Raw genomic sequence first — 17,525 nt, forward strand, 5'->3', positions numbered from 1 at the left:
GATAATCACCGGTGTCATAGCCAAACTTGCTGTTGATATCCCTGAAGTCGTTGATATCGACCAGCACCAGCCCAAACGGCACTTCCTGTGTGGCGTACAGCTCCATCCGCTCCAGCAGAGCAACCCGATTGGACAACCCGGTCAGCGGATCCCGTCTGGCCGCTCTGAAATGACGACGCCCTTCATATATAAGCAGCATGCTGAGCAGCAGCACTGACATGACCAGACCGGAGACCATCAACAACAAGGCATTGCGCAATTGGCCAAAATGGCGATCGTTCTCGGAATAGACGTTGATGTTCTTCTGCATCACAGAAGCGAGGGAGTAGGAGAGCGGCTCTTGCAGCGGGGCAAGGCGCATCATGATCTGCTGATAGTCAGATGCCCCGCTTTGCAACTTGGTGATGTCGGGCTCTATTTGGCGAATATTGGTTTCAATCAGCTGCACCAGACGCAAGGTTTTCTGCTTGTCCTGCATGCTCTTGCGCAGCTGGCCGCTCAACAGGATGGGCGTTCTGCTCCAGAGAATGTCATAACGCAGCATCAGGGTGTCATGATCAATCCCGCCATAGTGATAGACCTCTACCGCATTGAGGAAACGACCGAGCTCCAGCTGCAACTGCATCAGCGCCCAGGAGACATCATAGGTGTATTTCTCCATCGCTCTGGTCGCATTCTGGATCTGCATCAGGCAATAGAGGGTGCTCCCGGTAAACAACAGGATGGATACATACAGAATGACGAGCAGTGGCCACGCCCTGGTCTTTCCTTTCACCCCATGCTCCCGTGCGGTTTTTATCAGTGCTGAATGTCTATCAAATCCAGCTGCCAGATCATCATGTCGGTATATTCGGATCGCTTCAATTCCGGATATTGATCAAGAGGCAGCATAAACCAGACCGGCCCCTTGTCACGCACCCGCATGACAGCACCATTGTCTTCCCATGCGAGAATGGGCTCGTATTTGGCAACCTTGTCCCATTCAATGCGGATCTGGAAACTGTTCAGTGCCGTCAACGTAATGGTCTTGCCATCCGCACCGACTGCAGTCAATACATCGGCCAATTTTGGGCCTCTGTAGGTATGCGGCTTATCCACCCACGGGTTGCCGGTCACTATCTCATGTTGCGGCAGAGCCTGTAGTTTTGCCAGATCAAACAACACCTTGCCATCAACTTCGTCTGCCGACCTGATGTTACCACCGACTTTCAGGATCACCGGCCCAGTCAGCGCCTCAGCAGCCATCACCGGCATGATGACCAATGAACACAGTAGTGTCAGCCAACCAAACATTTTCATATCGCCCCCAGATTTGCTGTCTCAACAGACTCAGTTTAGCCAGATATAAAAAAACGGCTCGCCTTGAGCGAGCCGTTTGTCAAACAGAGCAAGGGGGGATGATTACATCATGCCCATGCCACCCATGCCGCCCATGTCAGGCATGGCAGGGGTATCTTTCTTCGGCAGTTCGGTGACCATGCACTCGGTGGTGATCATCAGACCGGCGATGGAAGAGGCAAACTGCAGGGCGGAACGGGTTACCTTGGTCGGATCCAGGATGCCCATGGCCAGCATGTCGCCATACTGTTCGCTGTAAGCGTTGTAACCGAAGTTGCCTTCGCCGTTCTTCACTGCGTTGGCAATGACGGAGGCTTCCTCACCGGCGTTGATGACGATTTGACGCAGCGGGGCTTCCATGGCGCGCAGGGCAACCTTGATACCGACGTTCTGGTCTTCGTTGTCACCGCGAAGACCAGCCAGTTTGGCTGCAACGCGAACCAGCGCGACACCACCACCGGCAACCACACCTTCTTCAACCGCGGCGCGGGTAGCGTGCAGGGCATCTTCCACGCGTGCTTTTTTCTCTTTCATCTCGACTTCGGTGGCTGCGCCAACCTTGATCACGGCAACACCGCCAGCCAGCTTGGCTACGCGCTCTTGCAGCTTCTCACGATCGTAGTCGGAAGAGGTCTCTTCGATCTGCTGACGGATCTGGGCAACACGGCCTTCGATCACACCGGCATCACCCACGCCATCGATGATGGTGGTGTTCTCTTTGGTGATGACTATGCGCTTGGCACGACCCAGATCTTCCAGAGTCGCTTTTTCCAGCTCCATGCCAACTTCTTCAGAGATGACGGTACCGCCAGTCAGTACAGCGATATCCTGCAGCATGGCCTTGCGACGGTCACCGAAGCCAGGCGCCTTGACGGCAGCCACTTTCACGATACCGCGCATGGTGTTAACCACCAGAGTCGCCAGGGCTTCGCCTTCCACGTCTTCAGCAACAATCAGCAGCGGCTTGCCAGCTTTGGCAACGCCTTCCAGCACCGGCAACATTTCGCGGATGTTGGAGACTTTCTTGTCAACCAGCAGGATGAACGGGTCGTCCAGTTCAACAGAACCGGTCTCTTGCTTGTTGATGAAGTAGGGGGACAGGTAGCCGCGGTCGAACTGCATACCTTCGACAACTGCCAGCTCATCTTCCAGACCCTGACCATCTTCAACGGTGATGACGCCATCGCGACCCACTTTGTCCATGGCTTCAGCAATCAGCTTGCCCACTTTCTCGTCGGAGTTTGCGGAGATGGTGCCCACCTGAGCGATGGCATTGCTGTCGGCGCACGGCTGGGACAGCGCTTGCAGCTCGGCAACAGCAGCCACAACGGCCTTGTCGATACCGCGCTTCAGATCCATCGGGTTCATACCGGCGGCAACGGCTTTCAGACCTTCGTTGACGATAGCCTGAGCCAGAACGGTTGCAGTGGTGGTACCGTCACCGGCGGCATCGTTCGCCTTGGAAGCCACTTCCTTGACCATCTGGGCGCCCATGTTCTGGAACTTGTCTTCCAGCTCGATTTCGCGCGCAACAGAAACACCATCTTTAGTGATGGTCGGGGCGCCGAAGGACTTGTCCAGCACCACGTTGCGGCCTTTCGGGCCCAGAGTCACCTTGACGGCATCAGCCAGGATGTTTACGCCTTCCAGCATCTTGATGCGGGCTTCGTTACCAAACTTAACGTCTTTAGCTGCCATTTTTCTTCAATCCTTAAATCAATTCGGGGAAAAGGAGGATGGATTACTCTTCGACAATCGCTAGGATGTCGGTTTCGGAGAGGATCAGGACGTCCTGACCATCCAGCTTCTCGGTCTTCACACCGTAGCCTTCGTTGAAGATAACCTTGTCACCAACCTTCACGGCCAGCGCTTTGACTTCGCCATTATCCAGGATGCGACCAGTCCCCACGGCAAGCACTTCACCACGGGTGGACTTCTGGGCCGCAGTACCAGTCAAGACGATACCGCCGGCAGATTTGGCTTCAGCTTCGATGCGCTTGATGATGACGCGGTCGTGCAGTGGACGAATTTTCATCGATAACTCTCCCAAAATGAGTCTCATTGTTGCTTTGAGGAATGGCCGTTCCAGGCCAAATTAGATATGTTCCTGATGTGGGGCAGAGTTGCTAACCCTTCAAGGGCAAATACAAAAAAAATTTTTTCACGTACTATAAACATCTTCGATGGTTCAGCCATGTCCGCACTCTGGAGCAAGGTCGGTTCAAGCCGCCCGGTTTCCATGCCAGAACCTTCAAAGCCAGCTGTAGAGACGAGCCCTTGACCCGCACCAACCCCATGCTGACAGCCCCTATTCCGGTCGTACTGCGCCAGATGACGGGCCCCATGATCTTCGGCATCATCGCCATTCTGGCCTTCAATCTGGTCGATACCTTTTTTATCGGTATGCTGGGCACCGAAGCTCTGGCCGCCATCAGTTTTACCTTTCCTGTCACTTTTGTGGTTACCTCGCTGGCGATGGGATTGGGCGCCGGATTGTCAGCGGTGATCGGTCATACCCTGGGGCAGGGCAAACACGATGAGGCGGCCCATCTCGCCACCGACAGCCTGTTTCTGGCGGTGATCATGGTGGCCCTGCTCTCCGCAGGGGGCGCTCTCACCATCAAGCCTCTGTTTACCCTGTTGGGCGCCAGTGCCGAGCTTATCTCCCTCATCCATGACTACATGCTGATCTGGTATCTCACCGTCCCCATGCTGGTGCTGCCCATGGTAGGCAATGCCGCCATCCGGGCGACCGGCGATACCAAAACCCCCAGTCTGGTGATGGCAGTAGCCGGGCTGGTCAACGGGGTACTGGATCCTCTGTTGATCTTCGGTATCGGCCCCTTTCCCGAATGGGGGATCCGCGGGGCCGCCATCGCCACCTCTATCTCCTGGTTGATGGCGATGCTTGTCAGCCTCTATATCCTGCGTCATCGGGAGGGCTTGCTGCTGTGGCGCCTCTCGCCGCGGGCCCGGTTGCTGACCCACTGGCGGGCGTTACTTCATGTCGCCGTCCCAGCCTCTTTTACCAATATGCTCAACCCCCTGGCCAATGCGGTGCTGATGACGATCTTTGCAGGACTGGGTACCGAGGTGGTGGCCGCTTACGGCGCTGCGTCGCGGGTCGAGGCGCTGCTGCTGATCGTGATGATGGCCCTTGCCTCCGTACTGGCCCCTTTCATCTCGCAAAACTGCGGCGCCGGCAATCCGGCCCGGGCCAAAGCCGCACTTCAGAGCTGCCTGCGCTTTGCCCTGCTGTTCCAGCTCGCCATCTATGGCCTGACCTGGCTGCTCGCCCCGCTGATCGCCAATCTGTTCAGCGATCATCCGCAGGTCATTCGCCTGATTATTCTCTATCTGCATCTGGTGCCGATCGGTTACGGCTTTCAGGGCATGGTGATGCTGCTGGCCTCGGCGCTAAATGGCGTGCGAGCATCCAGTATTTCTTTCTTGTTCAACGGATTGCGACTGTTTGGTTTTCTGTTGCCAGGAGCCTGGCTGGGGGCAAAGCTGGGGGGAGAACAGGGGATCTATCTGGGGATCTTGCTGGCCAATCTGGCGGCGGGCACCCTCGCGTGGTGGTATGCCCGACACCGCTTCGAGGCGCTGTGCCATCAGGGCAAACCCTGATTCAGTCACTCGCCTCGGGTTTTCATCTCGTCGATTACTCTTTACGCTCAAATTCGCCTTCGATGGTGGTGCCGCCCTGCTTGGCGTTCCCCAGATGATCATCGGACGGTGCGTTGCCAAACGGCGATTGAGTACGCTGGAAACCGCCCATCTGCATCCGGAACTGGTTGCTGCCGATCAGCTTGTCGGCCAGTTTGTTGCGCAGCCAGGGCTGCAGCAGCAGGATCCCGAAAAAGTCGGTGACAAAACCCGGAATGATCAGCAGCAGACCGGCCAACGCCAGCATCATGCCCCCCATCACCTCGCGGCCCGGCATCTCGCCCATCTGCATCTTTTGCTGGGCGCTGAACAGGGTCTTGATCCCTTCACTGCGCACCAGCGAGGAGCCCAATACCGCAGTCAGGATGAGCAAGCCGACAGTCGGCAGCGCCCCGATTACCGAGCCGACCTCGATCATCACGGTGAGCTCCAGCACAACCAGACCCACCAACAACAAAAACAACTTGCCCATATCCACTCCAGCACCGGTAAATTGAGAAAAAGTGGCGCCCATCCAACGATGGTCAGAGGCGATTTTGCCGCCCCGTCATCACCACTTTCTACCCTGAATAAATGGGGGCTGCCCCCCTCTTTTCAAGTTGGTCAACTGACTCCTACATCATCAGCAATCTAAAAAATCAGCAAAAAGTCACAAAAACCTATAAAAATCATCATGATAAAAACTTCATAACATATGTGTACTTTCCTCAAAGTAATTTGAAAATGTCGCAAATTTAGTGATCCACCTCTAATAACCGATACCTCAATTGGAGTAGTATATTGATTAGTTTTTCGGGAGGTCATTCTCCCAACCGCCCCACTCGATGTGTGGTGCTTCAGGATGAGCTGTGCGCAAGGAACTCGCGACCACTCGGTGAGGATTTTTCCATTTATCTGATTTCTGAGGCATTACAATGAGCGACATCAAGAACGTCCGCATTGAAGAAGACCTGCTGGGCACCAAAGAAGTTTCCAATGATCTCTACTACGGTGTGCACACCCTGCGCGCTGTCGAGAACTTCAAGATCAGCTCTCAGAAGATTTCTGACGTTCCGGAATTCGTCCGCGGTATGGTGCTGACCAAGAAGGCCGCTGCGCTGGCAAACGGTGAACTGGGTACCATCCGTCCTGAAATTGCTGACAAGATCGTAGAAGCCTGCGACCTGATGCTGAACACCGGCAAATGCTTCGACCAGTTCCCGGTCGACGTTTACCAGGGTGGTGCCGGCACCTCCGTCAACATGAACACCAACGAAGTACTGGCCAACATCGCCCTGGAAATCATGGGTCTGGAGAAAGGCCGTTACGACGTCATCAACCCGAACGACCACGTCAACAAATGCCAATCCACCAACGATGCCTACCCGACCGGTTTCCGCGTTGCTGTGGTCAACAGCACTGACGTGACTCTGCACGCGCTGGAGCACCTGATCGCGGCATTCGATGCCAAAGCGAAAGAGTTCAAAAACATCCTGAAGATGGGTCGTACCCAGCTGCAAGATGCGGTTCCGATGACCCTGGGTCAGGAGTTCCACGCGTTCGCCGTGACCCTGCGTGAAGAGATCAAGTCCATCAAGCGTTGCCAGGAGCTGCTGCTGGAAGTGAACCTGGGCGCGACCGCCATCGGTACCGGTCTGAACACTCCGCCCGAGTACTCTGCTCTGGCCATCAAGCGTCTGGCCGAGATCACCGGTCGTGCCTATGTGCCGGCAGAAGACCTGATCGAAGCGACCTCCGACTGTGGCGCCTACGTCATGCTGCACGGCGCCATCAAGCGTCTGGCCATGAAGCTATCCAAGATCTGTAATGACCTGCGTCTGCTCTCCTCCGGCCCGCGCACTGCACTGAAAGAGATCAACCTGCCGGAAATGCAGGCGGGTTCCTCCATCATGCCAGCCAAGGTCAACCCGGTTATCCCAGAAGTGGTCAACCAATCCTGCTTCAAGGTATTCGGTAACGACATCACCATCACCTTCGCCGCCGAAGCCGGTCAGCTGCAGCTGAACGTCATGGAGCCGGTGATTGGTCAGGCAATGTTCGAATCCCTGAGCCTGATGGAAAAAGCCTGTATTTCCCTGCGCGAGAAGTGCGTGGAAGGTATCACCGCCAACCCGGAAATCTGCATGAATCACGTGCTGAACTCCATCGGTATCGTGACCTACCTGAACCCCTTCATCGGCCACCACGAAGGGGATATCGTCGGCAAGATCTGTGCCCAGACCGGCAAGAACGTCCGTGAAGTCGTTCTTGAGCGCGGTCTGCTGAGCGCCGAGCAGCTGGACGAAATTCTCTCCATCGAGAACCTGATGAACCCACAATACAAAGCCAAGCGTTTCACCCGCGAAGCTGCCGTATAAGCGAGTGTGGGCCGGGATCTTCCCGGCCCATAAAGTCAGTTCCCGATTGGTCTTTATCCCCAGCCCGATCGGGAATTGGCTTTTTGCCAAATAAAAACCAAAAACTAAAAAATGGAGTTATCGCTATGATTGGAATCGAGTTACTTGTCGTGCTCGCCGCTATCTATCTGGGGGCCCGGATAGGCAGCATCGGCATCGGCTTTGCCGGTGGTCTGGGGGTACTGGTATTGACGTGGGGTCTGGGCATGCCCATCCCGAGCGATCAACTGGTCAGCTACATCCCTTGGGATGTGATCATGATCATCGCGTCCGTCATCTGCGCCATCGCCTGTATGCAACTGGCTGGCGGGATGGACTATCTGGTCTTCCTGGCAGAAAAAGCGCTGCGCAAGAACCCCAAATACATCACCTTCGCCGCCCCGGTGGTCACCTACCTGATGACCATGCTGGCCGGTACCGGTCATACCGCCTTCTCCACCCTGCCGGTGATCGCTGAAGTGGCCAAAGAGCAAGGGATCCGCCCATCCCGTCCGCTCTCCATCGCGGTTGTCGCCTCCCAGATCGCCATCACAGCGTCCCCGATTTCTGCCGCTGTGGTTGCCTTCTCCGGCATGCTCGAGCCGTTTGGTGTTGATTATCTGACCCTGCTGGCCATCTGCATCCCCTCTACCTTCCTGGCCTGTATCCTGGGCGCCTTCATTGCCAACATGATGGGCAAACCGCTGGATCAGGACGAAGTCTATCTGGAGCGTAAAGCCAAGGGTCTGATCAAACTGCGTGGTACTACCAAGCTCGAGATCAAGCCGTACGCCAAACTGTCTGTCTGGATCTTCATCGCCGCCATCGTTGCTGTCATGGCTTATGCCACTGCCATCTCCGGTAAAGTGGGCCTGATCACCAACCCGCCAATCCCCCGTGACGGTGCCATCATGGGCATCATGCTGGCCGCGGCCACCATCATGACCCTGGTGTGCAAACTGGACGCCACCCAAGTGACCAACATGCCGACCTTCAAGTCCGGTATGTCCGCCTGTATCTGTGTACTGGGTGTCGCCTGGCTGGGTAACGTCTTCGTGAAAGGCAACATGGACACCATCCAGCTGATCGCTGGCGACCTGCTGAACCAGTACTCCTGGCTGCTGGCCGTGGTGCTGTTCTTCGCCGCCATGCTGCTCTATTCACAAGGTGCCACCACCAAAGCGTTGATGCCTGCCGCACTGGCACTGGGTGTCAGCCCGCTGACTGCGATTGCCTCTTTCGCAGCTGTGAGCGCTCTGTTCGTACTGCCGACCTACCCGACTCTGCTGGCCGCGGTAGAGATGGACGACACCGGCTCCACCCGTATCGGTAAGGCGGTCTTCAACCACCCCTTCTTCGTACCGGGCACCGCCACCATCGCCATCGCCGTGGCGCTGGGCTTCTTCTTCGGCGGCATCCTGCTGTAATTCATCGCCTGCCGATCGCCAAATAAAAATCCCCGCCAGTTGGCGGGGATTTTTTTATCTTTTTACTCTGTGCTTGGCTGTCTGGCAGCGAGAGACCTGACGTCTTACCCGGATGGCTCAACCACGGCGACAGCAGACACCACAACAGCGTGCCAGCGGCACTATAACCACCGCTGCCGGATTGCAGGAGCCGTAGGCCACCATGGTACTCACCACCACGCCAGAAGGCGGGATCTGTCGGATCAGACCGGATCCAGGGTATCCAGCGGCCAGCGCGGCACGGCTTTGACCGCCAGCGGCTCAAACACGCCCGCTTTCAGGCGCTGCATACCGGCATAGGCAATCATGGCGCCGTTATCGGTGCAATATTCAGTGCGCGGATAGAACACCTCGCCCTTGAGGCTCTCCATCAGCTCCGCCAGCTGGGCACGCAGATGACGGTTGGCACTGACGCCACCGGCGACCACCAGACGCTTAAGACCGGTCTCTTTCAAAGCACGACGGCACTTGATGGCCAGGGTATCGACCACCGCATCTTCAAACGCCCGAGCGATATCGGCACGGGTCTGCTCATCATCACCATTGGCGGCGATGGTGTTGGCGGTGAAGGTCTTGAGGCCGGAGAAGCTCATGTCGAGCCCTGGGCGATCAGTCATGGGACGGGGGAAGTGGAAACGTCCGGTGGTGCCCTTCTCGGCCAGACGGGAGAGCAGCGGACCACCCGGATAGTCCAGCCCCATCAGCTTGGCGGTCTTGTCGAACGCTTCGCCAGCGGCATCATCGATGGATTCCCCCAGCAGCTGATAGCTGCCGATACCGTCGACCCGCACCAGCATGGAGTGACCACCGGAGACCAGCAGCGCCACGAAGGGGAACTCGGGGGCCTTCTCTTCCAGCATGGGGGCCAGCAGGTGGCCTTCCATATGATGGACGGCGATAGCAGGCTTGTTCCATGCCATCGCCAGCGAACGACCAATAGTGGCGCCCACCAGAATGGCGCCAACCAGACCCGGACCCGCGGTATACGCGATGCCGTCGATGTCATCCTTGCCCAGTCCCGCCTCTTGCAATGCGGCCTGGATCAACGGGATCGTCTTGCGAACATGATCCCGGCTGGCGAGTTCGGGGACGACGCCACCGTAGTCCGCATGCAGCTTGACCTGGCTGTATAACTGATGGGAAAGGATCCCTTTTTGATCGTCGAAGATCGCGATCCCGGTTTCGTCACAGGATGTCTCTATGCCCAATACACGCATTGCTAAAAAATTTCACTGCTAAAATGAGACGGCTATGGTAACCTTCGCGGGTTTTTTAAACCAGAGCGATCTCTGCGGGTTTACTTTCATTCCCTGTCCAGAGTATAATTTCGCACCATTTTAAGACATGCTGATCGATTGAAGATCAGCTAACAATTTATCACTGAGGTGAAAGGCACATGCCAGTAATCAAAGTCCGTGAAAATGAGCCGTTTGACGTTGCTCTGCGTCGTTTCAAGCGTTCTTGCGAAAAAGCCGGTATCCTGTCCGAAGTTCGTAGCCGTGAGTTCTACGAGAAGCCGACTACCATTCGTAAGCGCGCCAAAGCGTCTGCTGTCAAGCGTCACGCCAAGAAGCTGTCTCGCGAAAACGCACGTCGTATCCGCCTGTACTAATCGGGAGATATTGCCGTGTCTCTGAAGGATCAACTCAAGGATCAGCAAAAGCTCGCCATGCTTGCCAAAGATAAGGCACGTCTGGGAGCGATCCGCTTGTTGATGGCAGAAATCAAGCAACGTGAAGTCGATACCCGTATCGAGCTGAATGATGAGGATATCCTCGCTGTCGTGACCAAAATGGTCAAACAGCGCCGCGATTCCATCAGCCAATTTGAAGCTGCAGGTCGCCAGGATCTCGCCGACAAAGAGTCCGCCGAGATCGTTGTGTTGCAGGAATTCCTGCCGCAACAGCTGACCGCAGATGAAATTGCCGCCCTGATCGAGCAAGCCATCACTGAAAGTGGTGCTGCCGTCATGGCTGATATGGGCAAGGTCATGGCTGTCTTGAAGCCGAAAATTCAGGGGCGTGCCGATGTCGGCGCCGTCAGTGCTCAGGTGAAAACCCGCTTGGCGTAACAGGCAACTCTCTTGTTTGGTCGAAGAAGCCGTGCTTCCCTTGGAATGCGCGGCTTTTTTATTTTCTCCGCAATGAAACAGGACGGTTATGGCAGGCAGGATCCCCCAATCCTTTATCGACGATCTGCTCGTACGCACAGACATAGTCGAGCTGATCGACTCGCGAGTGCGGCTGAAAAAAGCCGGTAAGAACTACCAGGCTTGCTGCCCTTTTCATAACGAAAAAAGCCCCTCTTTTACCGTCAGCCAGGAGAAGCAGTTCTACCACTGTTTCGGTTGTGGCGCCCACGGCAATGCCATCGGCTTTGTCATGGAGTACGACGGTCTCGAATTTCCCGATGCCATCGAAGAGCTCGCCAGCATGCAGGGCATGCAGGTGCCTCGCGAGCAGAGCATCGGCGGCTCGGCCAATAGCCAGCCCGCAGTCAGCAAGGATCTGTTCGAGCTGATGAACCAGATAGCCCGCTTCTACGAGAGCAATCTCAAGAGTGCCCCCCACGCGGTGGAGTACCTCAAGGGACGTGGCCTGACCGGCGAAGTAGTCAAGCGCTTCAACATCGGTTATGCACCCAGCGACTGGGATCAGGTGCGCCGCCGCTTTGGTGCCAGCCGGGATCACGAGCAGTTGCTTATCTCGGGCGGCATGCTGATCACCCGTGACAATGGCCCGGGCAGTTATGACCGTTTCCGCGATCGCATCATGTTCCCGATCCGCGACAAGCGTGGCCGGGTTATCGGTTTCGGTGGCAGGGTGCTGGGTGATGGCACCCCCAAGTACCTGAACTCGCCGGAAACCCCCATCTTCCATAAAGGGCGGGAGCTGTTCGGTCTCTACGAGGTGAAGCAGGCACACAAGGATCCACGCAGGATCCTGGTGGTGGAAGGCTACATGGATGTGGTGGCACTCGGTCAGTACGACATCGACTATGCGGTGGCGGCGCTGGGTACTGCAACGACCAGCGACCATATCCACACCCTGTTTCGCACCACCGCCGAGGTGGTCTGCTGTTACGACGGCGACAATGCTGGTCGTGAAGCCGCGTGGCGCGCGCTGGATAATGCCCTCCCTCATCTGCAGGATGGCCGCGAGCTGAAGTTCGTGTTCCTGCCCGATGGCGAGGATCCCGACTCGTTGGTACGCCAGATCGGCAAGGAGGGCTTTGAAGCCCTGCTCGATGAAGCCCAGCCGTTCGCCGACTTCATGTTCGAGCGTCTCGGCCGGGATGCGGCGCTCTCCGGTGAGGCAGGCAAGTTCGAAGTGGCCAACAAGGCCGCCGAGCTTATTCGTCGCGTACCGGAAGGGTTTACCCGCGAAGGGCTGATCACTCGTCTCTCCAGCATGATGCGTTGGGGTGAGAACAAACAGCGCATCGCCGAGCTCTTTGCCCGCAACAGTCAGCCCAAGGCCGAGGTCAACAAACCCAAGGCAGCCAAGCTGACCCCACTGCGGCGTGCGCTGGCACTGATGGTGCAATATCCGGCAGTAACGGCTGAGCTTCCCCCCATGCCGGAATTGGCCGGACTACGCGTACAGGGCATCAAGTTCCTGCTGCAACTGCACCAGCAGATCCTGGCACAGCCTAGTATCACAACCGGTATCCTGCTGGAACACTGGCGTGGTACCAAGGAGGGAGAGATCCTTGCTCAGCTGGCCATGCACGACCTGTTCGAGGAGATCAAACTCGATCAGGAGCCGGATATTCTGGGAGAATTGCAGGACACCTTCGTCGGCTTCATCAACCAGTTTCTGAAACAGCGGATCGAAGAATTGCAGGCCAAAGTGGCTCAGGAAGGACTAAGCTCCGAAGAAACCCAAGAGCTGATGATGCTGATAAGAGAGGTGCAAATTGAGAAAAGAAATGAAAGTGGGGCTTGATATTTGAGTGATTAGTCCCAATATGGATAGCGTTGCCCGAATCGACGGGATGAAAAGCAAAAATTTTATAACCGCCTGGCCCCGACAATACTGCGGGCAGGGGTTTCTCATGACCGACGCCGCAACCAGACATAGCATGTCTGGCGGTTTTCTATTAGAATTGGCTATTTGCGCAGCAGCGCACTGTACGCGCAACCTAGCAACACCAACCGGATGAGTTCTATGGAGCAAACCCCGCAGTCTCAGCTTAAACTCCTCGTTGCCAAAGGTAAAGAACAGGGCTACCTGACCTATGCCGAGGTGAACGATCACCTCCCGCAAGACATTGTCGATTCAGACCAGATCGAAGACATCATTCAGATGATCAACGATATGGGCATTCAAGTGGTTGAAAACGCTCCGGATGCCGATGACCTTATCATGGCTGAAGGTGGTACCGCCGATGAGGACGCTGCCGAAGCAGCGGCCCAGGCTCTGGCATCTGTTGAATCTGAGATTGGTCGCACGACCGATCCCGTCCGCATGTACATGCGGGAAATGGGTACCGTCGAACTGCTGACCCGTGAAGGCGAAATCGACATCGCCAAGCGGATCGAAGACGGTATCAACCAGGTACAAAGCTCCGTAGCCGAGTACCCTGAAGCAATTACTTACCTGCTCGAACAGTACGACAAGTACGAAGCCGAGCAGCTGCGTCTCTCTGACATCATCTCTGGCTTTATTGACCCGAACGAAACTGAAGATATGGCGCCTACCGCCACGCATATCGGTTCCGAGCTCGGCGAAGACGATCTGGCCGACGAAGATGAAGAAGACGAAGAAGACGAAGACGAAGATGGCGACAGCTCTGACGACGACGGTGACGGTGGTCCGGATCCGGAAGTCGCTCGCGAGAAGTTTGGTGAACTGCGTGCCCAGTATGAAGTGACCCGCCTCTCCATTCAGAAGAATGGTCGCGCGCACGAAGATACCCAGGCCGCCATCGCCCAGCTGGCCGATGTATTCCGTCAATTCCGCCTGATGCCCAAGCAGTTCGATCGCTTGGTCAACAACATGCGTGAAATGATGGAGCGCGTCCGCGTGCAGGAACGCATCATCATGAAGCTCTGCGTTGAGCAGGCCAAGATGCCGAAGAAAACCTTCGTCGCGGCCTTCACCAACAACGAGTGTGAAACTGCCTGGTTCGAATACCAGAAGCAGGCTGGCAAAGCCTGGTCTCCTCGTCTGGTTGAAATGGACGAGGATATCCAGCGCGCCATCGGCAAGCTGCAGCAGATTGAAGAAGAGACCGGTCTGTCGATTGCCCAGATCAAGGATATCAACCGTCGCATGAGCATCGGTGAGGCCAAAGCCCGCCGTGCGAAGAAAGAGATGGTTGAGGCCAACTTGCGTCTGGTTATCTCTATCGCCAAGAAGTACACCAACCGCGGTCTACAGTTCCTGGATCTGATCCAGGAGGGCAACATCGGTCTGATGAAGGCGGTAGACAAGTTTGAATACCGTCGTGGCTACAAGTTCTCGACCTATGCTACCTGGTGGATCCGTCAGGCCATTACCCGCTCCATCGCGGATCAGGCCCGTACCATCCGTATCCCGGTACACATGATCGAGACCATCAACAAGCTCAACCGTATCTCCCGTCAGATGCTGCAGGAGATGGGGCGCGAACCGAACCCGGAAGAGCTGGCCATGCGCATGGGCATGCCGGAAGACAAGATCCGCAAGGTACTGAAAATCGCCAAAGAGCCTATCTCCATGGAGACGCCCATCGGTGATGATGAAGATTCCCACTTGGGCGACTTTATCGAAGATACCACCCTGGCTCTGCCAGCGGATGCGGCGACCAGCGAAAGCCTGCGCAACGCCACCCGCGAAGTGCTGGCTGGCCTGACCGCCCGTGAAGCCAAGGTACTGCGGATGCGTTTCGGTATCGACATGAACACTGACCACACCCTAGAGGAAGTGGGCAAACAGTTCGACGTTACCCGTGAGCGTATTCGTCAGATCGAAGCCAAGGCACTGCGCAAACTGCGCCACCCGAGCCGCTCGGAAGTGCTGCGCAGCTTCCTGGACGAATAGTCCTGACCCTGTGTCAAACTGCTCTGCCAAAGCCCCGCCATGCGGGGCTTTGTTTTGTCTGGCATTTACCCTTGCGACCGGCTTTTCCCCCTCTATCGACCTGGACAATTAGTCGCCAAGTGGTTGATATGCCTATAGACTGCCCTTTCCTCTTCCCCTATAATCCACGCCGCTAAACGCACAATTTGGCCCCTTAGCTCAGTTGGTCAGAGCAGTCGACTCATAATCGATTGGTCGTGGGTTCAAGTCCCCCAGGGGCCACCATATATAGCAAGGCGTAGCAGGTTAGTAACTGCTGCGCCTTTTTCACATCTATCGTTTATGAGTGCACTTATGAGTACACTTAGGGGAAGGCTAGAAGCTAGTGTTATACTCAGCCCAGTTACTATGAGGCCGGAAAGGCTAGTATCCAGCAATATCCACTACATCCATAGCAGAGGTGCGGGTTTCCCAAGGCGATTGCTACATATGTTTCTAGACTGCCTCAAGACGATCATGTTCGTGTTGTTACAGATGAGAATGATGGTGCTTCAATTTGTCTCCAGCCTCGGGGTTTGTCGCTCCATACTGATGGGGCATTGCTCAAATCAACCATCAGTGCGAAATTCCCCCAGCCCCAACGAGTAGCTATACAGGCAAACCCAGGGTATTCAGTTTGTTCATGGCGCACACATAGGCCATGATTTCTCCCACTTGACCGTCGTAGTTACGCAGGCTGATTTTCTCTACCATCAGTTGTTTGAACTGGTGCATCGGCGTGTCTGATAACGAATGCCGCTGATACCCCAAACCCGCTTCCAGTGAGGCAACTCCTCAACAAGCACCGCATCGTTACGGGGATGCCCCTTTTCCCATATCTCGGCATTCAGGTGTGGCGGAAGACAGGCGGTTGCACCTTTGCGAGTGAACAGTCGAGCAGGCATTGGTGTCATATGTTTCATCCGCATAAACAGTGGCAATCACCCGTCGCAGCGGATTGAGCAGGGTCGGCAAAACCTCGGCATCATGAACATTTTCCAACGAGACTTCGGCCGCCACGATGTCATGGGTGGCCGGATCCACTGCTAGATGCAGCTTGCGCGATACCCAACGCCTCTCATTACCACGCTTTCTGACCTTCCATTCACCCTAACCAAAGAGCTTGAGTCCAGTGGAGTCGATGACCAGATCGGTGACCGTGCCCTTAGGTGGCAGTCGGTAGGGCACTGTGGGCGTGCTGGCACGCTTGCTGACGCAGCTATAATCCGGGGCGGACAGCGGCACATTGCTCAGTTCAAACAGCGAGTCGAGCAGGCCCTGGGTCGCACGCGGGGAGAGATTGAATATCCTTTTTGAGCATCAGGAAGGTACAGATGGTCTGGTCGGTGTAGAGGGTACTATGCCCATGCCGCCCATGATGGTCATGGTGAAACCAGTTGCTCATGGCCTCGGTATCAACCCAGAAGGTGAGTGAACCACGGTTAATCAGAGACCTGTTGTATTTAGGCCAGTTGGTGATGGGGTGAAGCGACGTGCCCATGATGCTGACTTGAAGGGGATGGGGGTGATCAGATCACCGAGCCCTCAGTTAGTTACATTCAAGCTGCATCGATTTAGGCAACAACGCCATGGCCTACACAAACATCCTAAAAATGTGGCATATTTGGCAACAGCAACAGTCTTTCACTGACAACATCGAATCAGGGAAAAGATGTTTGTCTGGCTCATTCGTGACTAATGGTAAGCGCTAAAGAATCACCAAGGCACGGCACGAACAGTGTTCAAATTGAGTACCTTAAATCTTCCTTTACAACAAAAACTGGAATGAAAATGTATTTTAACGCAGAGCAAATTATAACAGCCATATACGCACATTTTAACAACTCATGCATCAATGGGGTTATTCCTATAAACCTGAGAGCACCATCATTAGTTGGAACAGTACAAGATGATCCTTTCGATTGTATGATTGAAAGCGAAATTAGATATGCATTTCCTGAATTAGAAGTAACCAGTTCAGGCCCTCTGACTACTCCAGATATAATTATCCGTGACAGAACTACAGGAGTCATTGTTGGCATAGAGGTTAAAAAATTAATACAAAAGCCAAATGGAAGTGACTCCAGAGGTTTAACCATGGACTATAATAGCTGCCTACCGTGTGGAACAGCCCTTATTAAAGTTGGAGATATAACAACTGAAATACCATGCTACTATTTTTTTGCTCTATTGAATACAAATAGTAGTGCTATTGTCACCCTAATCTTGATGCACGGTGACTTTATCAACTATGATTTTAACCTCCATAAACAAGCAAAAGTATCGAACATAACAGAATATGGACATGGTCCATATGGAGAGGGCTCTGTAAGAAGACGTGCAATGTACACCTACCCCAATCCATTAAACTCTAGATTAGAGTGTTTCTTTCATAAAAAAACACTAGTGCTGAAATATAATCATGGGGTTAATTTAGGCTTAAATAACCATGTCATATACAGAATAGATAGGTTTGATATCTATGGTAACTCCTTTAGCTATAGCCTAATTGAGCTTGGCCGTGTATCATACCCGATCTCACCTGAAATAATATCTGATATCTTTCATGATTGTAAGGTTAGAGTGCCTAGAGTCAGAACCTCAGCTGCCATGCCCCTTCTTAGTGAGTAAAT

Annotated in this window: 14 protein-coding genes, 1 tRNA gene and 1 pseudogene (1 of these 16 only partly in view); 9 read left to right on the forward strand and 7 right to left on the reverse strand. The window is 54.8% G+C overall.

The genetic code is table 11. The features are described 5' to 3' along the window. The 4 genes from ACTG2T_RS05755 to ACTG2T_RS05770 all read right to left on the reverse strand — a co-directional run. Nucleotides 1-775 carry the start of a putative bifunctional diguanylate cyclase/phosphodiesterase gene (locus ACTG2T_RS05755; RefSeq protein WP_005358159.1) on the reverse strand. Its footprint begins 1,157 nt before the window's first position, so 775 of the gene's 1,932 nt are visible here — the first part of the coding sequence; its start codon is at nt 773-775; its stop codon lies beyond the left edge, outside the window. Nucleotides 776-798: 23 nt separating this feature from the next. Further along, nucleotides 799-1,299 (reverse strand): molybdopterin-binding oxidoreductase, encoded by a 501-nt coding sequence (locus ACTG2T_RS05760; protein ID WP_005358155.1) that lies wholly within the window; start codon nt 1,297-1,299, stop codon nt 799-801. 102 nt (nt 1,300-1,401) lie between these two features. Beyond that, the gene (groL, locus tag ACTG2T_RS05765; protein WP_005340575.1) at nt 1,402-3,036 is read right to left on the reverse strand and encodes a chaperonin GroEL; all 1,635 of its coding nucleotides are present in this window, start codon (nt 3,034-3,036) and stop codon (nt 1,402-1,404) included. Nucleotides 3,037-3,079: 43 nt separating this feature from the next. Then, the gene (locus ACTG2T_RS05770) at nt 3,080-3,373 is read right to left on the reverse strand and encodes a co-chaperone GroES (RefSeq protein WP_005340573.1); all 294 of its coding nucleotides are present in this window, start codon (nt 3,371-3,373) and stop codon (nt 3,080-3,082) included. Nucleotides 3,374-3,633: 260 nt separating this feature from the next. Between ACTG2T_RS05770 and ACTG2T_RS05775 the strand changes: the two genes are divergently transcribed. Then, on the forward strand, nt 3,634-4,968 hold the full coding sequence (locus ACTG2T_RS05775; protein WP_234915953.1) for an MATE family efflux transporter: 1,335 nt from the start codon (nt 3,634-3,636) through the stop codon (nt 4,966-4,968). A 34-nt stretch (nt 4,969-5,002) separates the two neighbouring features. Here ACTG2T_RS05775 and ACTG2T_RS05780 read toward each other — a convergent pair whose 3' ends face one another. After that, nucleotides 5,003-5,479: an FxsA family protein gene (locus tag ACTG2T_RS05780; protein ID WP_101531596.1), complete on the reverse strand. Its 477-nt coding sequence runs from the start codon at nt 5,477-5,479 to the stop codon at nt 5,003-5,005. Between the two features lie 442 nt (nt 5,480-5,921). Between ACTG2T_RS05780 and aspA the strand changes: the two genes are divergently transcribed. Both aspA and ACTG2T_RS05790 read left to right on the forward strand, forming a co-directional pair. Continuing rightward, entirely contained in the window at nt 5,922-7,364 is a 1,443-nt protein-coding gene (gene aspA, locus ACTG2T_RS05785) for an aspartate ammonia-lyase (RefSeq protein WP_005340569.1), read from the forward strand. Between the two features lie 125 nt (nt 7,365-7,489). Further along, nucleotides 7,490-8,809, forward strand: a complete 1,320-nt coding sequence (locus tag ACTG2T_RS05790) for an anaerobic C4-dicarboxylate transporter (RefSeq protein WP_042052808.1) — start codon at nt 7,490-7,492, stop codon at nt 8,807-8,809. A gap of 242 nt (nt 8,810-9,051) precedes the next feature. Here ACTG2T_RS05790 and tsaD read toward each other — a convergent pair whose 3' ends face one another. After that, nucleotides 9,052-10,065 (reverse strand): tRNA (adenosine(37)-N6)-threonylcarbamoyltransferase complex transferase subunit TsaD, encoded by a 1,014-nt coding sequence (gene tsaD, locus ACTG2T_RS05795; RefSeq protein WP_005349085.1) that lies wholly within the window; start codon nt 10,063-10,065, stop codon nt 9,052-9,054. A gap of 179 nt (nt 10,066-10,244) precedes the next feature. Between tsaD and rpsU the strand changes: the two genes are divergently transcribed. From rpsU to ACTG2T_RS05820, 5 genes are all read left to right on the forward strand, one after another. Continuing rightward, nucleotides 10,245-10,460: a 30S ribosomal protein S21 gene (rpsU, locus tag ACTG2T_RS05800; RefSeq protein ID WP_005309452.1), complete on the forward strand. Its 216-nt coding sequence runs from the start codon at nt 10,245-10,247 to the stop codon at nt 10,458-10,460. Nucleotides 10,461-10,475: 15 nt separating this feature from the next. After that, complete coding sequence (locus tag ACTG2T_RS05805) at nt 10,476-10,919, forward strand: GatB/YqeY domain-containing protein (protein ID WP_005349081.1); 444 nt, start codon at nt 10,476-10,478, stop codon at nt 10,917-10,919. 88 nt (nt 10,920-11,007) lie between these two features. Then, nucleotides 11,008-12,795, forward strand: coding sequence for a DNA primase (gene dnaG, locus ACTG2T_RS05810; RefSeq protein WP_111900991.1), 1,788 nt, complete (start codon nt 11,008-11,010; stop codon nt 12,793-12,795). Between the two features lie 183 nt (nt 12,796-12,978). Continuing rightward, a complete protein-coding gene (gene rpoD, locus ACTG2T_RS05815) occupies nt 12,979-14,874 on the forward strand; it encodes an RNA polymerase sigma factor RpoD (protein ID WP_263718854.1) in 1,896 nt (631 codons plus the stop codon). A gap of 187 nt (nt 14,875-15,061) precedes the next feature. Beyond that, nucleotides 15,062-15,138: transfer RNA gene (locus ACTG2T_RS05820), tRNA-Ile, on the forward strand. A gap of 363 nt (nt 15,139-15,501) precedes the next feature. Here the strand turns inward: ACTG2T_RS05820 and ACTG2T_RS05825 are convergent. Beyond that, a pseudogene (locus tag ACTG2T_RS05825) lies at nt 15,502-16,393 on the reverse strand (IS5 family transposase). A gap of 290 nt (nt 16,394-16,683) precedes the next feature. Between ACTG2T_RS05825 and ACTG2T_RS05830 the strand changes: the two are divergent. Then, nucleotides 16,684-17,523 (forward strand): hypothetical protein, encoded by an 840-nt coding sequence (locus tag ACTG2T_RS05830; RefSeq protein WP_330124864.1) that lies wholly within the window; start codon nt 16,684-16,686, stop codon nt 17,521-17,523. Nucleotides 17,524-17,525 lie beyond the last annotated feature (2 nt).

The sequence above is a fragment of the Aeromonas sp. 75A genome (assembly GCF_051919425.1).
GTDB lineage: Bacteria > Pseudomonadota > Gammaproteobacteria > Enterobacterales > Aeromonadaceae > Aeromonas > Aeromonas veronii.